At 78.1% G+C, this 21,526-nt stretch carries 18 protein-coding genes and 1 rRNA gene; 17 read left to right on the forward strand and 2 right to left on the reverse strand.

All coding sequences use genetic code 11. The annotated features are described in order from the left end of the window. Positions 1-201: 201 nt before the first annotated feature. From rrf to BLQ97_RS17885, 3 genes are all read left to right on the forward strand, one after another. Positions 202-318 (forward strand): 5S ribosomal RNA (gene rrf, locus BLQ97_RS17875). A 1,096-nt stretch (positions 319-1,414) separates the two neighbouring features. Then, the gene (locus BLQ97_RS23055; RefSeq protein WP_139173741.1) at positions 1,415-2,197 is read left to right on the forward strand and encodes a tetratricopeptide repeat protein; all 783 of its coding nucleotides are present in this window, start codon (positions 1,415-1,417) and stop codon (positions 2,195-2,197) included. Between the two features lie 99 nt (positions 2,198-2,296). Beyond that, the gene (locus BLQ97_RS17885; RefSeq protein WP_091367404.1) at positions 2,297-2,656 is read left to right on the forward strand and encodes a single-stranded DNA-binding protein; all 360 of its coding nucleotides are present in this window, start codon (positions 2,297-2,299) and stop codon (positions 2,654-2,656) included. A 22-nt stretch (positions 2,657-2,678) separates the two neighbouring features. Here the strand turns inward: BLQ97_RS17885 and BLQ97_RS17890 are convergent, their stop codons facing one another. Next, positions 2,679-3,992: a DUF1015 domain-containing protein gene (locus BLQ97_RS17890; RefSeq protein ID WP_091367405.1), complete on the reverse strand. Its 1,314-nt coding sequence runs from the start codon at positions 3,990-3,992 to the stop codon at positions 2,679-2,681. A 108-nt stretch (positions 3,993-4,100) separates the two neighbouring features. Between BLQ97_RS17890 and BLQ97_RS17895 the strand changes: the two genes are divergently transcribed. The 7 genes from BLQ97_RS17895 (at position 4,101) to BLQ97_RS17920 (ending at position 10,723) form a co-directional block, all read left to right on the forward strand. Then, the gene (locus tag BLQ97_RS17895; protein WP_175471810.1) at positions 4,101-4,532 is read left to right on the forward strand and encodes a tetratricopeptide repeat protein; all 432 of its coding nucleotides are present in this window, start codon (positions 4,101-4,103) and stop codon (positions 4,530-4,532) included. Beyond that, positions 4,529-5,623 carry an HAD-IIA family hydrolase gene (locus BLQ97_RS17900; protein WP_217637254.1) on the forward strand — a complete coding sequence of 365 codons (1,095 nt, stop codon included), beginning with the start codon at positions 4,529-4,531 and terminating at the stop codon, positions 5,621-5,623. Before BLQ97_RS17895 ends, BLQ97_RS17900 begins: the two co-directional genes overlap by 4 nt. A 294-nt stretch (positions 5,624-5,917) precedes the next feature. Further along, positions 5,918-6,052, forward strand: a complete 135-nt coding sequence (locus tag BLQ97_RS24300) for a hypothetical protein (RefSeq protein WP_281181445.1) — start codon at positions 5,918-5,920, stop codon at positions 6,050-6,052. Continuing rightward, a complete protein-coding gene (locus tag BLQ97_RS17905; protein ID WP_091367406.1) occupies positions 6,052-6,849 on the forward strand; it encodes a TlyA family RNA methyltransferase in 798 nt (265 codons plus the stop codon). The genes BLQ97_RS24300 and BLQ97_RS17905 overlap by 1 nt, the downstream gene beginning before the upstream one ends. 88 nt (positions 6,850-6,937) lie before the next feature. Then, positions 6,938-7,990 (forward strand): NAD kinase, encoded by a 1,053-nt coding sequence (locus BLQ97_RS17910; protein WP_091367407.1) that lies wholly within the window; start codon positions 6,938-6,940, stop codon positions 7,988-7,990. Next, a complete protein-coding gene (gene recN, locus BLQ97_RS17915) occupies positions 7,965-9,872 on the forward strand; it encodes a DNA repair protein RecN (protein WP_245692405.1) in 1,908 nt (635 codons plus the stop codon). The genes BLQ97_RS17910 and recN overlap by 26 nt, the downstream gene beginning before the upstream one ends. 140 nt (positions 9,873-10,012) lie before the next feature. Beyond that, the gene (locus BLQ97_RS17920; protein ID WP_091367408.1) at positions 10,013-10,723 is read left to right on the forward strand and encodes a class I SAM-dependent methyltransferase; all 711 of its coding nucleotides are present in this window, start codon (positions 10,013-10,015) and stop codon (positions 10,721-10,723) included. 7 nt (positions 10,724-10,730) lie between these two features. Here the strand turns inward: BLQ97_RS17920 and BLQ97_RS17925 are convergent, their stop codons facing one another. Further along, the gene (locus BLQ97_RS17925) at positions 10,731-11,507 is read right to left on the reverse strand and encodes a TetR/AcrR family transcriptional regulator (RefSeq protein WP_245692408.1); all 777 of its coding nucleotides are present in this window, start codon (positions 11,505-11,507) and stop codon (positions 10,731-10,733) included. Between the two features lie 215 nt (positions 11,508-11,722). On the opposite strand from BLQ97_RS17925, the gene steA reads away from it, so the two are divergent. From steA to BLQ97_RS17960, 7 genes are read left to right on the forward strand one after another with little or no spacing between them, the layout of a single operon-like run. After that, entirely contained in the window at positions 11,723-12,859 is a 1,137-nt protein-coding gene (gene steA, locus BLQ97_RS17930; protein ID WP_245692411.1) for a putative cytokinetic ring protein SteA, read from the forward strand. After that, entirely contained in the window at positions 12,856-13,809 is a 954-nt protein-coding gene (locus BLQ97_RS17935; protein ID WP_091367411.1) for a copper transporter, read from the forward strand. The genes steA and BLQ97_RS17935 overlap by 4 nt, the downstream gene beginning before the upstream one ends. After that, positions 13,806-14,645: a hypothetical protein gene (locus BLQ97_RS17940; RefSeq protein ID WP_245692414.1), complete on the forward strand. Its 840-nt coding sequence runs from the start codon at positions 13,806-13,808 to the stop codon at positions 14,643-14,645. The genes BLQ97_RS17935 and BLQ97_RS17940 overlap by 4 nt, the downstream gene beginning before the upstream one ends. Before the next feature lie 17 nt (positions 14,646-14,662). Beyond that, positions 14,663-16,291, forward strand: a complete 1,629-nt coding sequence (murJ, locus tag BLQ97_RS17945; RefSeq protein ID WP_091367889.1) for a murein biosynthesis integral membrane protein MurJ — start codon at positions 14,663-14,665, stop codon at positions 16,289-16,291. Beyond that, a complete protein-coding gene (locus tag BLQ97_RS17950; RefSeq protein ID WP_139173742.1) occupies positions 16,284-17,441 on the forward strand; it encodes a glycosyltransferase family 4 protein in 1,158 nt (385 codons plus the stop codon). The genes murJ and BLQ97_RS17950 overlap by 8 nt, the downstream gene beginning before the upstream one ends. Further along, a complete protein-coding gene (locus BLQ97_RS17955; RefSeq protein ID WP_091367412.1) occupies positions 17,438-19,813 on the forward strand; it encodes a hypothetical protein in 2,376 nt (791 codons plus the stop codon). The genes BLQ97_RS17950 and BLQ97_RS17955 overlap by 4 nt, the downstream gene beginning before the upstream one ends. Then, entirely contained in the window at positions 19,791-21,524 is a 1,734-nt protein-coding gene (locus BLQ97_RS17960; protein ID WP_091367413.1) for a CTP synthase, read from the forward strand. Before BLQ97_RS17955 ends, BLQ97_RS17960 begins: the two co-directional genes overlap by 23 nt. Positions 21,525-21,526: the final 2 nt, after the last annotated feature.

Below are 21,526 nucleotides of genomic sequence, written 5' to 3' on the forward strand. Positions count from 1 at the left end.
CCAGCGGGTTGATAGGCCGGAAGTGGAAGCACCGCGAGGTGTGGAGCTGACCGGTACTAACAGGCCGAGGGCTTGACCACACATCCCCACCCGTCAAGCAACCAAGAAGAAGTCTCGCGTCCACTGTGCGGTTCTGAACGCACCCAACCCACCCTCCGAGCAGGCCTCGGCGGGGCCGGTGTGGGTACATGTTCACAGTGTTACGGCGGTCATGGCGAGAGGGAAACGCCCGGTCCCATTCCGAACCCGGAAGCTAAGCCTCTCAGCGCCGATGGTACTGCCCCGGGAACGGGGTGGGAGAGTAGGACACCGCCGGACAACCATTCACGAGACGGGGGTCGGAGCCATTGGCTCCGGCCCCCGTCTCGCGTGTGTCCGGAACCGTTCACGGCGCTCGTCCGAGTGCTGCCCACCGTCCAGAGGTACAGACGACGACATGACTTCTCCCCGACGTGGATCTCCCGGACGCGGCCGCCCCGACGGCCCGCAGTCCCGCGGCCAGGGCCGTGACGACCGTCAGGGGGCGCGGGGTGCCGGCGGTCGCGGCGGTCAGCGGGGTGGCCGGGACGAGCAGTCCGGGCGTCACGGTGGACCGACCGGTCGCGGCGGCGCCGGCGACGGGCGGCGCGGTGGAACGGGTGGCTGGACCCCCGGCGGTCGTCCGGGACGGCCCGACGACCGCAGGGAGGGCCGGCCGACCTCGTCGAGCGCCGACGGATCGGGGTGGCGCGACCGTCGTCCGGACGGTGACCGCCCGCAGGGCGACGGGCGGGACCGCCGTCGCGACGGCGCGCGCTCCCAGGGGGACTGGCGGGACCGCCGTCCTGCGACCGGGCGGGGCTCGGGGGACTGGCGGGACCGCCGCCCCGGAGCCGACCGGTCCCCGGCCGACCGCAGCGAGCGCCGCTCCCCGACGGGCCGGGTGGCCGGCGAGCGTGCCGAGCGCCGTCCTGCGTCGGACCGGGGCACGGGCAACGCCGGCGAGCGCCGTCCCGCGGCGGGACGCGACGCCGGCGACTGGCGTGACCGGCGTCCGACCGGTGGGACCGGAGGCGGGTGGCGGGACCGCGGCTCCTCCGGCGCCGACCGCGCTCAGGGCGGTCCCGCCGACCGCAGGACCCACGGTGGCCGGTCCGGTGACCGGCGCGACCGGCGGCCCGCCGCCGGCCCCACCGGCCGACCGGCTCCCCGGCGGGACGAGGGCGCTGCCGGGCGCGGCGACCGGAACGGGCAGGACCGGCGTCCGGCCCGTGGTGAGGGGCGCGAGCGCCGCCCCGAGCGGGACCGTCCGGCCCGGAGCGGCGGGCAGCGCCCGGAGTGGGGCGACCGACGTCCGGCGCCGGACCGCACGCCGCCCCTGGCGCCGGGACCCGAGCTCCCCGACTGGGCCGACGCCCGCGACCTCGACCCCTCGGTGCGGTCGGCCCTGCGGGGTCTGGAGTCGCGCAACGCCGAGCGGGTGGCCCGGCACCTGGTGGTAGCCGGGACCGTCGGCGACGAGGACCCCGAGCTCGCCCTGGCCCACGCCCGCGCCGCGCGGGACCGCGCGTCCCGCATCGCGGTCGTCCGTGAGGCCGTCGGCGTCACCGCCTACCACGCCGGCGACTACGCCGAGGCCTCCCGCGAGCTGCGCGCCTACCGGCGGATGAGCGGTGACGAGGGCTACCGGGCCGTGCTGGCCGACTGCGAGCGCGCCCTGGGGCGGGCCGAGGTGGCGCTGCGGCTGGTCCGCGAGGCGCTGGCCGAGCGCCCCGACCCGGCGGAGACCGTCGAGCTGCAGCTGGTGGAGGCCGGAGCCCGCCAGGACCTCGGCGAGGCGCCCGCCGCCCGGCTGGTGCTCGAGGGCGCGCTGGGCGGGCGGCCCACGCCGGCCGGTGTCGACCTGACCGACGAGAGCACGCTGCGCCTGGCCACCGCGTACGCCGACCTGCTCGCGGCGACCGACGACCCGCTGGCCGACGACTGGCGGGCCGCGGTCCTCGCCGCCAGCCCGGAGGACGACGACGTCGCCTTCGGCGAGGAGGAGCTGCCCGAGGCCGTCGACGAGCCGGAGGAGCCCACCGACACCGACACCGGCGCCCCGGACATCGGGGACGTGGTCGGCGACGACGAGCTGGACTTCGACGCCGACGTCGAGCGCGAGGTCGCGGAACTCCTCGGCGAGGTCGACCCACCGCAGGGCGGCGCCGCGCACTGACCACCGACACCGGCGCCCGCGCCGTCCACACCGCCCCGCCCGGTCCACAACCGGTCGGCGGCGGCACCGGGCGGTGCGGCGCCGGGTCAGGCTGCCGTCATGACCCTGGCAGTGATCGACCGGAACGACGTGGTGCTGCGCGGGCGGCTCTCCGAGGCCGCGCAGGTCAAGGTGCTCCCCAGCGGGGACACGCTGGTGACCTGGCGGCTGGTCGTGCGCCGGCCTGAACCGAGGGCGCGCGGCCAGTCGGTCGACGTGCTGGCCTGCGTCACCTACGACAGGGCGCTGCAGAAGCGCGTCGCGGCCTGGCTCGCCGGTGACGTGGTCGAGGTGGAGGGCGCCCTGCAGCGGCGCTTCTGGCGCACCGCCACCGGCCGCGCCTCGGTGTGCGAGGTGAACTGCCGGCGCGGGCGCAAGGTGCCGCGCACGTCGCCCGGTGGCTCGGCCCGCACCGCCTGAGCGCCCAGGAGGTCCGGTGCGGTCAGTCCCGGTGCGGGCGCAGCACCAGTCCGGTGCGCGGCTTGGGCACGAACAGCGTCGACTTGCGCGGCATCCGGGCGCCCGCCCGGGCCACCGCGGCGACGTCGGCGGGCGAGGGCGGGCGCAGCAGCAGGGCGACGCCGGCGCGTTCCCCGGCCAGCCGGAGGGCCTCGGGCACGTCGTGGGCCACGAGCAGCGACGCCGGGTCGTCGGGGCGTCCCCAGAGGGCACCGACCAGCCCGGTGGTGGCCAGGACCACGTCGAGCCGGCGCCACGCGCCGGGCGCCTCGGCCGGGACCGTCGCCCGCACCTCCGGCGAGGGGTCGGTCAGCCGCAGCAGCCGGCGCCCGTCGGTCAGCAGGTAGCGCACCGCCGAGCCGCCGTGCAGGCCGGCGACGGCGGCCTCGACGTCACCCGGCTGCCCGGACACGGGGACCTCGGCCACGCTGAAGCCCCGGCGGGCGGCGGCCGCCGCGTCGTCCAGGGCGAGGTCGGGCACCACCCGGTGGATCGCCTCGACGCGCAGTCCACCGGCACCCATGGGCGTGAGCAGCGCCAGCACACGGCAGTCCCCGCCCGGGTGGGTGCGGTGCAGCGCCTGGGCCGCGGCGAAGCGGTGGTGCCCGTCGGCGATCACCGCGCCGGTCCGCGCCAGCGCCGCCGACAGCCGCCGCAGCGTCGCCTCCTCCGTCACCCGCCACAGCCGGTGCCGCACGCCGTCGGCGTCGGACACCTCCAGGTCGGGCCGGCCGGCCAGTGCCGCCCGGGTCAGCTCGGCGACCTCCGGCTCGGGGTCGTGGGCGAGCACGATGGGCTCGAGGTCGGTGGCGGTGGCGGCCAGCAGGGCGCGCCGGCCCTCCACCGCGGCCGGGAACGTGTCCTCGTGCGGCAGCACGGCCCGGCGGGCCCCGTCCACCGACACCGCACCGAGCCAGCCCACGGTCGCCGGTCCCTGCGCCGGGGCGAGCTCGTAGAGCCACAGCGCCGCGGTGTCGTCCCGGACCAGGACACCTGCGGCCTCCCACTCGCGCAGGAGGTGCGCGGCCCGCTCGGGAGCGTCCGCGTCCCGGCCGCCCGCCGGTGCGCCGGCACTGCCCGGCGCGGACGAGCCGCCGGGCAGGATCAGGCGGACGATGTTGTGCGGGTCCGCGGCGGCCAGCCGGGCGCGGCCGTCCGGGGTCACCAGGTCGTAGGCTGGCGAGCTCACCCGGGCCAGGTGCCCGGGGTCGTGGTGCGAGTAGGTCAGGGCCCGGAAGGACCGGACGTCCAGCCCTGTCGGGACGGGATGCGGGGCTCCCGCCGGCGACGCGTGCACGACCGGATCGTAGGAGCCTCGCGGTGCGGCCCGCCGTGGCCACCCGACCGGCGCACCGGTCCGGCGCGGTGCGCAGGCGACGAGGTCCGGAGGAGCAGGAGGGCAGCGGTGTCGACAGCAGCAACGCCGTCGGGCGGAGTCCCGGAGGACCGGGCGCCCGGCGGCGGCGTGTACGAGTGGTACCGGCGTGGCCTGGACCTGCTGGCCAGCGGCGACCCGGCGGCGGCCGCGACCCTGCTGGCCCGTGCGGCGGAGGCCGAGCCGGGTTCCCGCAGCGTGCTGGAGGCGCTCGCCCGCGCCCAATACGACGCCGGCCGGTACGGGGAGGCGATCGAGAGCTTCAGCGCCCTCGCCGCGGTCAACCCCACCGACGACTACGCGCAGTTCGGCCTCGGGCTGGCGGCCAGCCGGGCCGGTCAGCTCGGCCTGGCGGCCGAGCACCTGGCCCTGGCGGTCGCCATGCGTCCCGACCTCGGGCACTACGCCCGGGCGCTGCGTGGCGTGCGCGCCCGGCGCGCGGCCGGTCCGGAGCCGGTGTGACCGCCGCGCCGGCTCGGTCCCCCGCGGACGAGTCGCCGCGGCTGGCGGCCGGTTGTGCCCGCCCGCCCGCGGAGGTGTACGACGTCGCGCTGCTCGACCTCGACGGCGTGGTTTACGTCGGCCCCGACGCGGTGCCCGGTGTCCCGGAGGCACTCGCCGCCGCCCGCGCGGCGGGCATGCGGCTGGGGTTCGTCACCAACAACGCCGCCCGTCCGCCCGCCGAGGTGGCCGCCCACCTCACCGAGCTGGGCGTGCCCGCGGACGCCGACGAGGTCATCACCAGCTCGCAGGCCGCGGCGTCGGTGGTGGCCGAGCTGCTGGGTCCCGGGGCCCGGGTGCTGCCGGTGGGGGGACCGGGCGTGGCGACGGCGCTGCGTGCGGCGGGTCTGACCGTGGTCGACCGCGCCGAGGACGACCCCGCCGCGGTGGTGCAGGGCTACGGGCGGGAGGTCGGCTGGGCGCAGCTGGCCGAGGCGGTGGTCGCCGTCCGCAACGGCGCCCGGCACGTGGCCACCAACGCCGACGCGACCATCCCCTCGCCCCGCGGGCCGCTGCCGGGCAACGGCGCGATGGTCGGCGTCGTCCGCGACGTCACCGGTCGCGAGCCGCTGGTCACCGGCAAGCCCGACCCGGCGATGCACGCCGAGTGCGTGCGCCGCACCGGGGCCGCCGACCCCCTCGTCGTCGGCGACCGGCTCGACACCGACATCGAGGGCAGCCACCGGGCCGGTGCGGCGAGCCTGCTGGTGTTCAGCGGCGTCACCGACCCGGCCGGCCTGCTGGCCGCCGGGCCGCTGCACCGCCCCGACCTGCTCGCCGCCGACGCCGCCGGCCTGCTGGTGGCGCACCCGCCGGTCACGGCCGAGGACGGCGGGTGGCGCTGTGGCCGCTGGCGCGCCGTCTCCGGCGGCGCGGGCCTGGAGCTGCACGGTGCCGGCGACGGTCCCGGCGGCCCGCCCGACGACGGCCTCGACGGGCTGCGGGCGCTGTGCCTGGCCGCCTGGACCGGCGGGACGGAACCCGGACCGGTGCACGCCGGCGACGAGTCGGCCCGGCGGGCGCTGGCCGGCTGGGGGCTGGAGGTGCGGTGAGCGTGGCCGGCGCGGGGAGCGTCAGCGGCGCCGCCGCGGACGGGGTCCCGTCGTCCCCGGCCGGTACCGTGGCCGGGCGGAGGGGACGCGCCCCGGCGCCGTCCAGCGGCTGCCCGCTCCCCGCGTCCCGCCCGTCCCGACCACCGTCCGAGAGGCCCCGCCATGACCGAGCCGAGCCGACCTCGTCCGGTCCCCGGCCCGCCGCGGCCGGGCCCCGCCGGGGGGCCGGTCCCCGGCCCGCCGCGCCCGTCCCCGCCCGCCGCGGGGACGCCGGGGGATCCCGCGGACGGTCAGGTGGCCTCCGGCGAGCCGGTGGCCGGGGAGCGCTACGCCGACCTCACCGGACGCCCCGTGACCGAGCACGTCGCCGTCTTCGAGGCCGAGCACGACCGCCTGCGGCGCGAGCTCGCCACGATCGACCAGCTCTGATGGCCCGTCGCAGCCGGCTCGACGCCGAGCTCGTGCGCCGCGGCCTGGCCCGCTCCCGCGAGCACGCCGTCGAGCTCATCACCGAGGGCCGCGTCGCGGTCGCCGGGCAGGCGGCCACCAAGCCGGCCACCGGGGTCGAGGCCGGCACGCCCGTCGTCGTGCGCACCGAGCCCGACGAGCAGCGCTGGGTGTCCCGGGGCGCGCACAAGCTGCTGGGCGCCCTGGAGGCGTTCCCGGTGGCCGTCGCGGGCCGTCGCGCCCTCGACGCCGGTGCCTCCACCGGCGGGTTCACCGAGGTGCTGCTGTCCCGCGGCGCGTGCGAGGTGGTGGCCGTCGACGTCGGGTACGGCGAGCTGGCCTGGTCGCTGCGCACCGACGAGCGGGTCCGGGTGCTCGAGCGCACCAACGTCCGCACGCTGACGCCGGCGCAGATCGAGGGCCCGGCCGAGCTGGTGGTCGCCGACCTGTCCTTCATCTCGCTGCGGCTGGTGCTGCCCGCGCTCACCGCCTGTGCCACCGCCGACGCCGACCTGCTGCCGATGGTCAAGCCGCAGTTCGAGGTCGGCCGGGAGCGGCTGGGCTCCGGCGGGGTCGTCCGCGATCCCGCGGCCCGCGCCGGCGCCGTCCTCGACGTGGCCCGGGCCGCCGCCGGACTCGGGTGGGGGACCGCCGGCGTCGTCGCCAGCCCCCTGCCGGGGCCGGCGGGCAACGTGGAGTTCTTCCTGTGGCTGCGCCGCGACGCCGGGGCCCCGCAGGAGGCCGACGTGCTGCGCGCGGTGGAGGAGGGACCGCGGTGAGGACCACCCGCCCCGCACCGGCGCCGCGGCCGCGGCGGGGGCACGCTGGAGAGCGACGGAGCAGCACGGGCACGAGCGAGGAGGACCGATGAGCGAGGCCGGCCAGGGCGGTTGGCGCCCCGGCGGCGGGCGGCACGTGCTGCTGGCCGCCCACACCGGACGGCACGACATCGTCGACCTGGCCCGCAGCTCCGCTGCGCGCCTGGCCCGCGGCGGCATCACCGTGCGCGTGCTCGCCGACGAGGCGGACGAGCTGCAGATCGAGGGCGCCGAGGTGGTCGACGCCGACGCCGAGGCCGCGCGCGGCGCCGAGATCGTCATGGTCTTCGGCGGTGACGGCACGTTCCTGCGCGCCGCCGAGCTGGCCCGCTACAGCCACGCCGCGCTCATGGGAGTCAACCTCGGCCGGGTCGGGTTCCTCGCCGAGACCGAGCCGGAGGCGGTCGAGGAGACGCTGACGGCCATCGAGCAGTGCGAGTACTCGGTGGAGAAGCGGCTGGCGATCGAGGTCGACGTCCTCGACGCCACCGGGGCCGTCGTCGACGGCACCTGGGCGCTCAACGAGGTCTCGGTGGAGAAGGCCGAGCGCTCCCGCGTGCTCGACGTCGTCATCGCCATCGACGGCCGCCCGCTGACCAGCTTCGGCTGCGACGGGGTGCTCTTCGCCACCCCCACCGGGTCGACCGCCTACGCCTTCTCCGCCGGCGGCCCGGTGGTGTGGCCCGACCTCGAGGCGATCCTGCTCGTGCCCAGCAACGCGCACGCGCTGTTCGCCCGCCCGCTGGTGACCTCGCCGGACTCGGTGCTCAGCGTCGCCGTCCCCCCCGACGGCAACCGCGCCCGGGTCTCCGCCGACGGCCGGCGCGCGCTCGAGGTGCCCGACGGCGGCCGGGTCGACGTCCGCCGCGCCGCGCGCCCGGTCCGCATCGCGCGGGTGCACCCCGGCTCCTTCGGCGACCGGCTGGTGGCCAAGTTCGGCCTGCCGGTGCGCGGCTTCCGCGACGCCCGCCGGCACGACCCCGGCCACGAGCTGCGGCCCTCCCGCAACGTGCTGATGCGCGACGTGGTCTCCCTGCCCGGCGACGGTCCCGCTGCCGCCCGGGAGGAGGTGCGCGGTGGCACCGCGGACCCCGACGCGTGAGCGCGGCGGCCGCAGCCGCCGCACCGCAGCCGACCCCGACGCGACGGCGGCGCCCGGCACCGCCGCCGAGGACACCGCACCCGCGAGCCAGCCCTCGGCCGACGGCCCCGCGGTCCCCGGCGGCGCGCCGGCCGGGGACGGGCGGGGCCGGGGCCGGCTCACCGAGCTGCGCATCCGCGGCCTGGGCGCCATCGACGACGCCACCCTCGAGCTCGGCCGCGGGCTCACCGTGGTCACCGGCGAGACCGGCGCCGGCAAGACCATGGTGGTCACCGGGCTGACCCTGCTCTTCGGCGGCCGCGCCGACCCCGGTCGCGTGCGCGCCACCGGCCGGGCCGGGGTGGAGGGCCGCCTCGAGCTGCCGCCGGACTCGCCGGTGTGGGCGCGGGCCGCCGACGCCGGCGCCGAGCCCGACGACGACGGCAGCCTGATCCTCGCCCGCACCGTCAGCGCGGAGGGCCGCTCGCGGGCGCACCTGGGCGGGCGGGCCGTGCCGGTCGGCGTCGTCGCGGAGCTGTCCGAGGGGCTGCTCGCCGTGCACGGGCAGAGCGACCAGCTGCGGCTGTCCCGCCCCGCCGAGCAGCGCGCCGCCCTCGACCGCTACGCCGGCCCGGCGCACCTGCGGCTGCTGGAGAGCTACCGCGCCGCGCACGCCCGGTGGCGCGAGCTGGCCGCCGACCTCGACCGCCGGCGCGGCCAGGCGCGCGAGCTGGCGCAGGCCGCCGAGGTGCTGCGGCACGGCCTGGCCGAGATCGAGGCGCTCGCCCCCGAGCCCGGGGAGGACGAGGCCCTCGACGCGCAGGCCAAGCGGCTCGGCGACGCCGACGCGCTGCGGGCCGCGGTCGACGAGGCGCGGGTGGCGCTGGTCGGCGACGTCACCGGCGACCTGGGGGCCGAGGGCCTGCCGCAGGACGCCACGGCCGCGCTGGCCACCGCCGAGCGGGCGCTGGCCGGCACCGACGACCCCGCGCTGGTGCTGCTCGCCCGCGACCTCGCCGACGCCGTCGCGGTGGTCTCCGACGTGTCGGTGCAGCTGGCCGGCTACGTGGCCGACCTCGACGCCGACCCCGCGCGGCTGGCCGAGGTGCTCGACCGGCGCGCGGCACTCACCGCCCTGGTGCGCAAGTACGCCGACCCGGGGGAGGGGCTGGCCGGCGTGCTGGCCTGGGCCGACGACGCCCGCCGCAAGCTCTCCGAGCTCGACGTCTCCGACGAGGCGCTCGAGGCGCTGGAGGGCGCCCGCGACGCGGCCCGCGCCGAGGTCGACGACCTGGGCGCGCGGGTCTCGGCCGGCCGCCGCGCCGCGGCCGACGGGTTCACCGCGGAGGTGGGCCGCGAGCTGGCCGGCCTGGCGATGAAGAGCGCCCGCGTGTCCTTCGCCGTCGACAGCCACCCCGGCGAGCCGGGTCCCGAGGGCGTCGACGAGGTCGCGCTGCTCATGGCCGCCCACCCCGGTGCCCCGCCGCGGCCGGTGCACCGCGGCGCGTCCGGCGGCGAGCTGTCCCGCGTCATGCTGGCCATCGAGGTGGTCTTCGCCGGCGCCGACCCGGTGCCGGTGATGGTGTTCGACGAGGTCGACGCCGGCGTCGGCGGCCAGGCGGCGGGGGAGATCGGCCGGCGGCTGGCCCGGCTGGCCCGCGAGCACCAGGTCGTCGTCGTCACCCACCTGGCGCAGGTGGCCGCGTTCGCCGACACCCACCTGGTGGTCGACAAGTCCCCGGACACCGCGGCCGGCGTCACGGCCACCGACATCCGGGCCGTCGACGGCGAGGACCGGGTGCGCGAGCTGGCCCGGATGCTGTCCGGGCTGGCCGACAGCGGCACCGGGCAGGCGCACGCGCGCGAGCTGCTGGCGGTCGCCGCGGAGGCGCGCCGGGGCTAGGCGGATCGATGGGGCACGATCGGGTGGCGGAACGCAGGAGTGTGGATCACCCCGGGCGGGTAGGCCGAGCCCGTGCGACCGCCGACCCCGCGTCCGATCCCCCTCCGCCCGGCTCCGGCCGCTCCCGGCCGGAGCGAGCGGTGACCTGCTTCAGCTCGGCCGACGAGTCGGCGCACTACGGGTTCTCGGTCTGCGTGCTGCTGCAGCAGTACCGCGAGCGGCTGGGCTGGGAGTCCGCCCCGGTCGTCGAGCTGGGCACCGGCGACGCCTCGGCGATCGCCGACGTGGTGCAGGGCCTGCCGGGGCTGCGCGTCCGCAGCTTCGACATCAGCGCCGACTCGGTGCGGCGGGCGCGGGCGAACATCGCCGAGCGGGGGGTGGCCGACCGCTACACCGTCGAACTCGGCGACTTCTTCGACCAGGCCGACGCGGCCGGCGGTGAGCGGGTGACCACCGCGATCGCCAACCCGCCCTACATCCCCGCCCCCGACCGGGACATCCTCATGCCGGAGCTGTGGGGCGGCGTGCGCGGCAACGACCTGACGCTGCAGCTGCTCAAGGCCGGCTACGACAACGTGGTCACCGCGGTCGCCAGCTACGCCGACCCGGTCACCACGCTGTCCACCGCCGCCGACCTCGGCTACCGGGTGGTCAACTTCCTGGCCATGGGCCTGGACTACGGCCCCTACAGCAGCGAGCCGAAGGTGCGCGAGCACATCCGGCGGATCGTCGCCGAGGGGCGCGGGTGGGCCGGCGACGACGAGTACATGGTCGCGGTCGCGCTGTTCACCCGGGACCCGGGCATCCCCGGCCAGCGGGCCGACCAGCTGCGCCGCGCCCTCCAGCTCTGAGGGTCCTTCACCAGCGGCGCTTGGCGTACCCGGCCAGGCCGAACTGCAGCAGCGACAGGCCGCGCCGCCCCGCCGCCCGCAGCTCCGCGGCCAGCTCCGGGCCGGTGACCCCGGCGAGCACCCGGTCGCGGGCGAGCTCGAGCAGCCGCCCGTAGAGGGCGGTCACCGCCGAGGCGGTCAGCTCGGGCTCCACCGCCCCGGCCGGCGCGCCGGTCTCCTCGCGGATCTGCGCGGCCAGCGCCGCGGTCAGCTCGCCGAGGATCTCCCGCTCGCGCACCTGCAGCGTCCGCGAGCCGCGCACCACCCGCGCCATCGCCGCCACGCCGGCGGCGGCCTCCGGCGTGCCCAGCTGCGTCATCGCGGCGACGACGAAGGTCCCCGCGGCCGCGGCGGCCGACTCCCCGGCCGGACGGCGGGCGACCGCGTCGAGCAGCGCCGCGCGCACCGGCGGATCGGTGGACAGCACCAGCCCCTCCTTGACCGGGAAGTGGTTGAACACCGTCTTCTCCACCACCCCGGCGCGCTGGGCGATCTCGACCACGCTGACGGCGTCGAAGCCGCGCTCGGCGAACAGCTCCGCGGCCGCCTCGACGATCCGGTCGCGGGTCTCCTGCCGGCGCTGCTCGCGCACCCCGGCACCGCGACGCCGGCGGGCGGCCTTGGCGGCCGCCGGGGCGGGCACGGCGCGCATGACCGGCGGGGCGGCCGGGACCGGCGCCCCGTCCCCCTCCGCGGCCCCGGGGGCGCTCGCCGGGACGCTGGCAGCTTCGGCCCCACGTGTCACGGCGGCGACGCTAGACAGCCCGGCTGGGTGCTCCGGCGGGACGGGTGGGGCAACCGCGCCGGGCGTGTCGCGTTCTCCGTGGTGTCGCACACCCTCCGTGACCAGGCCGTCGCCGGAGCGCGTCGGAGGACGGACCGTCCCGCCCCGCATGGGACCATGCACCAATGCGCATCGGCACCCTGCGACGGAGCCGGGCCCAGGAGACGGAACCGGGGGTGGGCGGCACCGTCCGGCTGGACCGTCGCACCAAGAACCTCACCAAGCGCCTGCGGCCCGGCGACATCGCCGTCATCGACCACGTCGACATCGACCGGGTCAGCGCCGACTCGCTGGTCGCCGCCCGGGTCGGCGCCGTGGTCAACGCCGCGCCGAGCATCTCCGGCCGCTATCCCAACCTCGGCCCCGAGATCCTCGTCTCCGCGGGTATCCCGCTGATCGACGGCGTCGGCAAGGAGGTGTTCGCCGCCCTCAAGGAGGGCGCGCACGTGCGCGTCGAGGGCCACACGCTCTACGGCCCCGACGGCCGGGCGGTCGCCGAGGGCACCGAGCAGACGCCCGACACCGTCGCCGCGTCGATGGCCGAGGCCAAGGCCGGGCTGTCCACGCAGTTGGAGGCCTTCGCCACCAACACGATGGAGTACATGAAGCGCGAGCGCGCGCTGCTGCTCGACGGCGTCGGCGTCCCGGACGTGCAGACGAAGATCGAGGGCCGGCACGTGCTGGTCGTCGTCCGCGGGTACGACTACAAGGAGGACCTGCAGGCGCTGCGGTCCTACATCCGCGACTACCGGCCGGTGCTCGTCGGGGTCGACGGCGGCGCCGACGCGCTCGTCGAGGCCGGCTACTCCCCGGACATGATCATCGGGGACATGGACTCGGTCAGCGACCACGTCCTGAAGAGCGGCGCCGAGGTCGTCGTGCACGCCTACGCCGACGGCCGCGCGCCCGGGCTCAAGCGGGTCCAGGACCTCGGCGTGGACGCCATCACCTTCCCGGCCGCGGCCACCAGCGAGGACATCGCGATGCTGCTGGCCGACGAGAAGGGCGCCAAGCTCATCGTCGCCGTCGGCACGCACGCCACGCTGGTCGAGTTCCTCGACAAGGGCCGCGGCGGCATGGCCTCGACCTTCCTCACCCGGCTGCGGCTGGGCGGCAAGCTGGTCGACGCCAAGGGCGTGAGCCGGCTCTACCGCAGCCGCATCTCCGGCGTCGCGCTCGTCGTGCTCGTGGTCGCCGCGATGCTGGCCATCGTCGCCGCCCTGGCCGTGACCACCGCCGGGCGCATCTACCTCGACCTGCTGGTCGACCAATGGGACAGCTTCGTGTTCTGGCTGGAGAACCTCTTCACGTGATCGACTTCCGCTACCACCTGGTCTCGCTGATCGCGGTCTTCCTCGCCATCGCCCTCGGCCTGGTCATCGGCGCGACGCAGCTGTCCGGGCCGCTGCTGGACAACCTGCAGGGCCAGGTCGCCTCGCTGCAGGAGGACAAGCGCGCCCTGGAGGACCAGACGCAGGGGCTGCAGGCGCAGGCCGACACCAGCAACGCCTTCGAGTCCGCCGTCGCCCCGGCGCTGGTCGCCGGCACCCTCACCGACCGCGAGGTGCTGCTGGTGCGCGCCTCGGAGGAGGTCACCACCGACACCGTCGAGGAGGTCACCGCGATGGTGACCGAGGCCGGCGGCACGGTGGCCGGCCAGGTCACCCTCGAGCCGGAGTACGGCGACCCGGCCAGCGAGCCGGGCCTGCAGAGCTACGTCACCGGCCCGGGCCGCCCGACCAGCGTCACGCTGCCGGAGACCGACGACACCGGCCAGCTGGTCGGCGCGCTGCTCGCCCAGGTGCTCATGGTCCCGGCCGACCCGGCCGCGCCCGCGCCCGACACCGCCGCCATCTCGACGGTGTTCGCCGGCCTGACCGCGCTCGACGTGCTCACGCAGGACTCCGCCTCGGTGACCCCGGCCGACTTCGCCGTCGTGCTCACCGCGGGAGCGCCGGACGGCGAGAACGCCGCCGACCGCACCGACACCGTGCTCGACCTGGTCCGCGCACTGGACTCCGCCGGCTCCGGCGCGGTGGTCGCCGGCGACTCCGCCTCGGCGGGGGAGGACGGCCTCGTCGGCGTCATCCGCGCCGACCCCGAGGTGTCCGCGGCCGTGTCCACCGTGGACAACGTGGGCAGCCCGGCCGGCCAGATCAGCACCGTCCTGGCCCTGGGCCGCGAGGGCGAGGGCACCTCCGGCAAGTACGGCACCGGGGAGGACACCCAGCCGGTGCCGCCGGTGCCCGCCGCCACTCCGTGACCGCGCGGACGGCCACCCCGCGCCCGGCCGTGCTCGCACTCGCCGGGGCGGCCGCCGCCCGCGCCGGACTGGCCGCGGCGGCCGCGCTCGACGGCCGCCCCGCCGGGGCGCCGTGGCGGCGGACCAACTACGCCGGCCGGCCGGTCACCCTGCTCGGCGGTCCCGCCCTGGCCGCCGCCGCCACGGCGGGCGCCGCGCTCGGCGCGCCCGCCGGCACCCGCGCCGCGGCCGTGGTGGCCGGGACGGTGTCGGGGCTCGTCGGCGGCTACGACGACCTCGCCGGCGCCCGGCCCGAGCAGGCCCGCGACAAGGGGCTGGCCGGGCACCTGGCCGCCCTGCGCGCCGGGCGGGTCTCGGCCGGCGCGGTCAAGGTCGCCGGCATCGGCGCGGCCGCCGCGGTGACCGCCCTGCTCACCCGCCGGGACCGGGGGGTGGCCGACGCCGTGCTCACCACCGGCCTGGTCGCCGGCACCGCGAACCTGGTCAACCTGCTCGACCTGCGCCCCGGCCGGGCCGCCAAGGCCGGCGCGCTCGCCGCCGCGCTCACCGTGCGCGGCCCCGCCGGCGGGCTGGTCGCCGGGCCCCTGGGCGCCGCGCTGGCGGTGCTGCCCGACGACCTCGGCGAGCGGGTGATGCTCGGCGACGCCGGCGCCAACGCCCTCGGCGCGCTGCTCGGGCTGCGGCTGGCCGCCGTCCCCTCGCGCCCCGTGCGGACCGGGCTGCTGGCCGCGGTCACCGCGCTCACCCTGGCCAGCGAGCGGGTGAGCTTCACCCGCGTCATCGAGGCCACCCCGGGCCTGCGCGAGCTCGACCGGCTCGGCCGCCGCCCGGCGTGACCTCCGCGGGACCGACCGTGTCGGGACGCCGGGCGGCCCAGGGCGTGGCGGGTGCCGCGGCGCTGATCGCCGTCCTCACCGTGCTGGCCCGCCTGGCCGGGTTCGGCCGCACGCTGGTGTTCACCAACGCCGTCGGCGCCGACAGCACCGGTGACACCTACACCGCGGCCAACACCGTGCCCAACATCGTCTTCGAGGTGGTCGCCGGCGGCGCGCTGGCCTCGCTGGTCGTGCCGATGCTGGCCGGGGGCATCGCCACGGGCGACCGCGAGCAGGTCCGCCGGACGGCGTCGGCGCTGCTGGGCTGGACGCTGCTGCTGCTCGTGCCGCTCGCGGTGCTCGTCGCCGTCCTCGCCGGGCCGATCGCGCGGCTGCTGCTGGGCGGCGGCAGCGAGGCCGAGGTCGACCTCGCCGCCCGCTTCCTGCTGGTGTTCGCGCCCCAGGTGGTGCTCTACGGGGTCGGCATCGTGCTCACCGGCGTGCTGCAGGCGCACCGCCGCTTCGCCGGCCCGGCGATCGCGCCGCTGCTGTCGAGCCTCGTCGTGGCCGGGGCGTACGGGCTGTTCGCGCTCCTGGACGGCGCCCGCGCGGCGGCGGACCTCTCGACGCCGGCCGAGCTGGTCCTCGGTGTCGGCACGACGCTCGGGGTGGCCGCGCTGAGCCTGTCGCTGCTGCTGCCGCTGCGCCGGCTGCGGCTGGGCCTGCGCCCGTCGCTGCGCTTCCCGGTCGGGGCCGCGCCGCGGGTGCGCCGGCTCGCGCTCGCCGGGGTGCTCACCCTCGCCGGGCAGCAGCTGGTGGCCGCCGTCGCCATCCGGCTGGCCAACTCCGGGGGCGCGCCCGACGGCACCCAGGTCGTCTACACCGCCGGGCTGACGCTGTTCCTCGTGCCGTGGGCCGCGCTCGCCGTGCCGCTGGCCACCTCGGCCTACCCGCTGCTCACCGAGCGCGCGGCCACCGGGGACGACGCCGGCTACCGGCGGGCGCTGGCGCCGGTGACCGTGCTCGTCGTCGTCGCGAGCCTCGCGGCGGCCGCGGTGCTGGCCGCCGTCGCCGGGCCCATGGCGCGGGTGTTCCTGCTCGACGGGAGCGCGGCCGACGTCGCGGCGCTGCGCGACACGATCCTCGCCTTCGCGCCCGGGCTGGCCGGCTACGGGCTGGTCGCCGTCCTCACCCGGGCGCTCTACGCCCGCGGGCTGTGGCGGGCGCCGACGGTGTGCGTGCTCGGCGGCTGGCTGCTCGCCGTCGCCGCCGACGTGGCGCTGGCCGCGACCGTGCCCCCCGCCGCGCGGGCGGCGGCCCTGGCCGCCGGGCACAGCCTCGGGGTGACCGTCGCGGGCCTGGCGCTGCTGGTGGTCACCGCCCGGGTGGCCGGCGCCGCCGGGCTGGCCGGGCTGGTGCGCTGCGGCCTGCCGGCGCTGCTCGCCGCGGGGCTCGGCGCGGCCGCCGGCCTGGCCGTGGCCCGGGCCCTCGACGCCGACCCGGGGCCCACCGGGGCACTCCCGGCGACCGTGGGCAGCGGCCTGCTCGCCGCGGCGGCCGTGACCGCCGTGGCGGGGGCGGTCATGATGGGGACGGCGCGCCGGCCCCTGGCCGCGGCGGTGCGCGCCCTGCGCACGCCCGGCCGGACGGAGGTGGAGCGTGGCTGACCAGCTCGCCGGGACCGCCCCGCTGGCCGGCCGCCGCGTCGCGGAGGTGCTGGCCACCAGCACCGGCGGCGTCGGCACCCACCTGCGCTCGGTGCTGCCCGCCCTGGCCGGCGCCGGCGCCGCGGTCACCGTCTGCGGCCCGGCCGCCACCGACGCGCTGTTCGGGTTCTCCGCGGCCGCCGCCTTCCGGCCCGTCGAGATCTCCGCCGGGCTCGACCCGCTCGCCGACGCCCGCGCCGTACCGGCCCTGCGGCGGGCCGCCGCCGGCGCCGACCTGGTGCACGCGCACGGCCTGCGCGCCGGGCTGGTGGCCGCCCTCGCGGTCCGCGCCACCGCCCGCCGGGCACCCCGCCGGCCGCTGGTCGTCACCCTGCACAACGCGCTGCCCGAGCGCTCCGGCCCGCTGCGCCGGCTGCTCGCGCAGGCCGAGCGGGCCACCGTCCGCGCCGCCGACGTCGTGCTGGCCGCCTCCGGCGACCTCGCCGCCAACGCCCGCCGCCTCGGCGCCCACGACGTGCGGCTCGCCCCGGTGTCGGCCCCGGCCCTGCCGCCGGCGCGGCGCGGCCGCGAGGAGGTCCGCGCCGAACTGGGGCTCGTCGACGGGCGGCCGCTGGTGATCGCCGTCGGCCGGCTGCACCCGCAGAAGGGCTACGACGTGCTGCTCGACGCGGCGGCGACCTGGGCCGCCGGGCCGCGGCCGCCCCTGGTCGCGATCGCCGGCGACGGCCCCCTGGAGGCCGGGCTGGCCGCCCGCGTCCGCGACGAGCGGCTGCCGGTCGCGCTGCTCGGCCGTCGCACCGACGTCGCCGACCTGCTCGCCGCCGCCGACCTCGCCGTGCTGCCCTCCCGGTGGGAGGCCCGCGCGCTCACCGCGCAGGAGGCGCTGCGCGCCGGCACGCCGCTGGTGGCCACCCGCACCGGCGGGCTGCCCGAGCTGCTCGGCGACGCCGCCGAGCTGGTCCCGCCCGGGGACGCCGCCGCGCTGGCCCGGGCGGTCGACGCGCTGCTGGCCGACCCCGCCCGCGCCGCCGCCCTGGCCGCGGCCGGCCGCGAGCGCGCGGCGGGCTGGCCCGACGAGGCGGCCACCGCCCGCGCGCTGGTGGCGCTCTACCGGGAGCTGCTCGGCCCGCCGGGGACCCCTGCGCCATGAGGCGGGCCGTCCTGCTGCTGCTCGCCGTCCTGGCGCTGCTGGCCACCGGCCTGCCCGGTGCCGCGGCCGCCGACGACGCGGCGGCGGGCTGGCGGGCCGACCGCGCGCTCGTCGTCGGCGTGCCCGGGCTGCTGTGGAGCGACCTCGACCCCGACCGCACCCCGGCGCTGTGGGAGCTGGCCGAGACGTCCCCGATGGGCGCGGTGTCGGTGCGCGCCGCCCGCTCCACCACCTGCCTGCTCGACGGCTGGGCCACCCTCGGCGCGGGCAACCGGGCCCGCTTCCCGGCGCCGGACGAGGCGCTGCCGCAGGTGCCGGTGCCCACCGTGCCGCTGCCGGGGGAGGAGCCCGGCGAGGCCGGGACGACGCCGACCCCCGGGCCGGTGCCCGCCGGGCCGCCGGCCAGCCCGGAGCTGTCCTTCTGCGGCCTGCAGGAGCGGCTGGCGCAGGTGGGGCTGGCCGACCCGCTCACCGCGGTGCGCGCCGTCGCCGAGGACCAGGCCACCGCCCGCTTCGGCGCCGAGCCGGCGGTGCTCGGCGCGGCGGTCGGCTGCGCCACCGTCGTCGGCCGGGCGCCGGTGGTCGCCGCCGCGGCACCCGGCGTGGGCCTCAACCGCCTGGAGCAGCTCCCCGGCGACCCGGCCGCGGTCGCCGCGCTACTCGAGCCGTGCCCGCTGACGCTGGTCTCCCTCGACGGCCTGGTGGACGCCGGGGTGCCCGCCGACGGTAGCGAGACCGGCACCGAGCCGCGGTCGCGGGAGGCCGCGCTGGCCGACGTCGACGCCGCCGTGGCCGCCCTGCGGGCCGCCGTCGCCACGCTGCCCGGCGACACGCTGCTGCTGCTGCAGGGCGTCTCGGAGGTCAACGACGGGCGCCCGCAGCTGCACGTGGGCCTGGCCTCCGGTCCCGGCTTCACCGGGCCGGGCTGGCTGACCTCGGCCAGCACCGGGCGGGCGCCCTACACCCAGCTCATCGACGTCGCGCCGACCGTGCTGCGCGCCCTGGGCCTCGAGCGCCCCGCGTCGGTCAACGGCCAGCCGCTGACGGTCACCGGCGAGCACCCCGGCACCGCCGAGGCGGTGGCCACCCTCGTGCGGGCCAACACCGCCGCGGTCACCCACCACCGCAGCACCGGCACGTTCTACGCGGTGCTGGTGGCCGTCGACGCCGCCGTCGTCGCCCTGGGCCTGCTCGTCCTCGGCGTCCGCCGGGGGGCGCCGGTGCGGCCCTCCCGGGCGCGGTTGCGCCCGGTGCTGACCGTCGCCGCGCTGGCCGCCGCCGCGCTGCCGGTGGCCACCTACCTGGCCGGGCTGGTGCCCTGGGAACGCGCCGGCTCACCGCGCTGGGCGCTGGCCGGGGCGGTGCTGCTCGCCGACGCCGCGGTGCTCGCCCTGGCGGTGCTCGGCCCCTGGCGGCGGTCGCGGACGGGGCCGCTGCTCGCCGTCCTCGGCGTCACCGGAGCCACGCTGGCCGCCGACGTGCTCACCGGCTCGACGCTGGAGCTCGACGGGTTGCTCGGCTACGACCCGATCGTCGCCGGCCGGTTCACCGGCTACGGCAACCTGACCGCCGGCCTGCTGGCCGGCGCCGCGCTGCCGGTCACCGCCGCGCTCGCCGCCGCCGCCGGGCGCCGGGCCGGCCGGGGGAGGGACGACGGCGGACGGCGCCGGCGCCGGGTCACCGGCGCCGTCGTCCTGGCCGCGGGCGCGGTCACCGTCGTGCTGGTCGGCACGCCCGGCCTGGGCCGCGACTTCGGCGGCGTCCTCGCCCTGCTGCCGGGGTTCCTGCTGCTGGCGATGCTGCTCACCGGCGTGCGGGTGACCGTGGTGCGGCTGGCCGCGGTGCTGGCGGCCGGGGTGGTCGCCGTCGGCACGCTGGCCGTCCTCGACTGGCTGCGGCCCGCCGACGACCGCAGCCACCTGGGCCGCTTCGTCGAGCAGCTGCTCACCGGCGAGGCGTGGACGGTGGTCAGCCGCAAGGGCCAGGCGAACCTCGACATCCTGGTGGGCAGCTCGCTGTCGTGGGCGCTGCCGGTGGCCCTGGTGGCCGCCGTCTGGCTGGTGCGCCGCCCCGGCCTCCCGCGCGGTGCCGGGCCGGGGCTGCTGCGCGCCGGCGGTTCCGGGCTGCCGCCGGCGGACACCGCCGTGCTGCGCGCCGGGCTGCTCGCCGCGGCGCTGAGCCTGGCCCTCGGTGCCGCGGTCAACGACTCCGGGGTCGCGCTGCCGGCGACCGCCGCCGCGCTGCTCGTGCCGCTGCTGGTCGCCCTCGCCGCCCGCGCACCGCGACGGGGCGCGGACGCCGAGGCGCAGGGCCCGGGCGAGGGGGACGACCGTGTTACGGTGGGTTCCCGTGGGTCGACCTGGAACACGTGATCGCGGGCTCCTCCACAACCCCCAGCCGACGAAGTTCGTCTTCGTCACCGGTGGGGTTGTCTCCTCTCTCGGCAAGGGCCTGACGGCCAGCTCCCTCGGGGCCTTGCTGTCCAGCCGTGGCCTGCGGGTCACCATGCAGAAGCTGGACCCCTACCTCAACGTCGATCCCGGGACGATGAACCCGTTCCAGCACGGCGAGGTGTTCGTCACCGAGGACGGCGCCGAGACCGACCTCGACATCGGCCACTACGAGCGGTTCCTCGACACCGACCTGTCGGGCCGGTCGAACGTGACCACCGGCCAGGTGTACTCCGACGTGATCGCCAAGGAGCGGCGCGGGGAGTACCTCGGCGACACCGTGCAGGTCATCCCGCACATCACCAACGAGATCAAGGCCCGGATCCTGGCCGCCGCCGAGGCCGGCACGGTCGACGACGAGCCGGTCGACGTCGTCATCACCGAGATCGGCGGCACCGTCGGCGACATCGAGTCGCTGCCCTTCCTCGAGGCCGCCCGGCAGGTGCGCCACGAGATCGGCCGGGACAACGTCTTCTTCCTGCACATCTCGCTGGTGCCCTACATCGCGCCGTCGGGCGAGCTGAAGACCAAGCCGACGCAGCACTCGGTGGCCGCGCTGCGCAACATCGGCATCCAGCCCGACGCGCTGGTCTGCCGCGCCGACCGGGAGATCGGCACCTCGCTCAAGCGCAAGATCAGCCTGATGTGCGACGTCGACGCCGAGGGCGTCATCTCCTGCCCCGACGCGCCGTCGATCTACGACATCCCCAAGGTGCTGCACCGCGAGGGCCTCGACGCCTACGTCGTCCGGCGGCTGGGGCTGCCCTTCCGCGACGTCGACTGGACGGTGTGGGGCGACCTGCTCGACCGCGTGCACCGCCCGAAGCAGACGGTGACCATCGCGCTGGTCGGCAAGTACGTCGACCTGCCCGACGCCTACCTGTCGGTCAGCGAGGCGCTGCGCGCCGGCGGGTTCGCCCACCGCAGCCGGGTGCAGATCCGCTGGGTGCCCTCCGACGACTGCCAGACGCCGGAGGGCGCGGCGGCCGCGCTGGGCGACGTCGACGGCGTGTGCATCCCCGGCGGGTTCGGCGTGCGCGGCATCGAGGGCAAGCTCGGCGCCATCCGCTACAGCCGCACCAACGGCATCCCGACGCTGGGCCTGTGCCTGGGCCTGCAGTGCATGGTCATCGAGTACGCGCGCAGCGTCGCCGGCCTCGAGGGCGCCAACTCCGCGGAGTTCGACCCCGACACCGCCGACGCGGTCATCGCCACGATGGCCACCCAGGTCGACGTCATCGCCGGTGAGCGCGGGCTCGGCGGCACCATGCGGCTGGGCAGCTACCCGGCGGCGCTGCAGAAGGGCTCGCAGGCCGCGGCGGCCTACGGGTCGACGGAGGTCACCGAGCGGCACCGGCACCGCTACGAGGTGGCCAACGCCTACCGCGACCGGTTGGGCGAGGCCGGCCTGGTGTTCAGCGGCACCTCGCCCGACGGCCTGCTGGTCGAGTTCGCCGAGCTGCCCCGCGAGGTGCACCCGTTCTTCGTGGGCACCCAGGCGCACCCGGAGCTCAAGAGCCGCCCCACCCGGCCGCACCCGCTCTTCGCCGCGTTCGTGGCGGCCGCGATCGAGCGGCAGGAGTCCGCCCGGCTGCCGGTGCCGGTCGAGGAAGCCGAGAAGGTCGGGATCTGACC

This window comes from Geodermatophilus telluris (genome assembly GCF_900102745.1).
Lineage (GTDB): Bacteria > Actinomycetota > Actinomycetes > Mycobacteriales > Geodermatophilaceae > Geodermatophilus > Geodermatophilus telluris.

Excerpts from the sequence above, each read along its gene's own strand:
- BLQ97_RS17885 (WP_091367404.1), top strand. The coding sequence starts at position 2,297 with ATGACCCTGGCAGTGATCGACCGGAACGACGTGGTGCTGCGCGGGCGG.
- BLQ97_RS17905 (WP_091367406.1), top strand. The coding sequence starts at position 6,052 with ATGGCCCGTCGCAGCCGGCTCGACGCCGAGCTCGTGCGCCGCGGCCTG.
- BLQ97_RS17910 (WP_091367407.1), top strand. The coding sequence starts at position 6,938 with ATGAGCGAGGCCGGCCAGGGCGGTTGGCGCCCCGGCGGCGGGCGGCAC.
- BLQ97_RS17955 (WP_091367412.1), top strand. The coding sequence starts at position 17,438 with ATGAGGCGGGCCGTCCTGCTGCTGCTCGCCGTCCTGGCGCTGCTGGCC.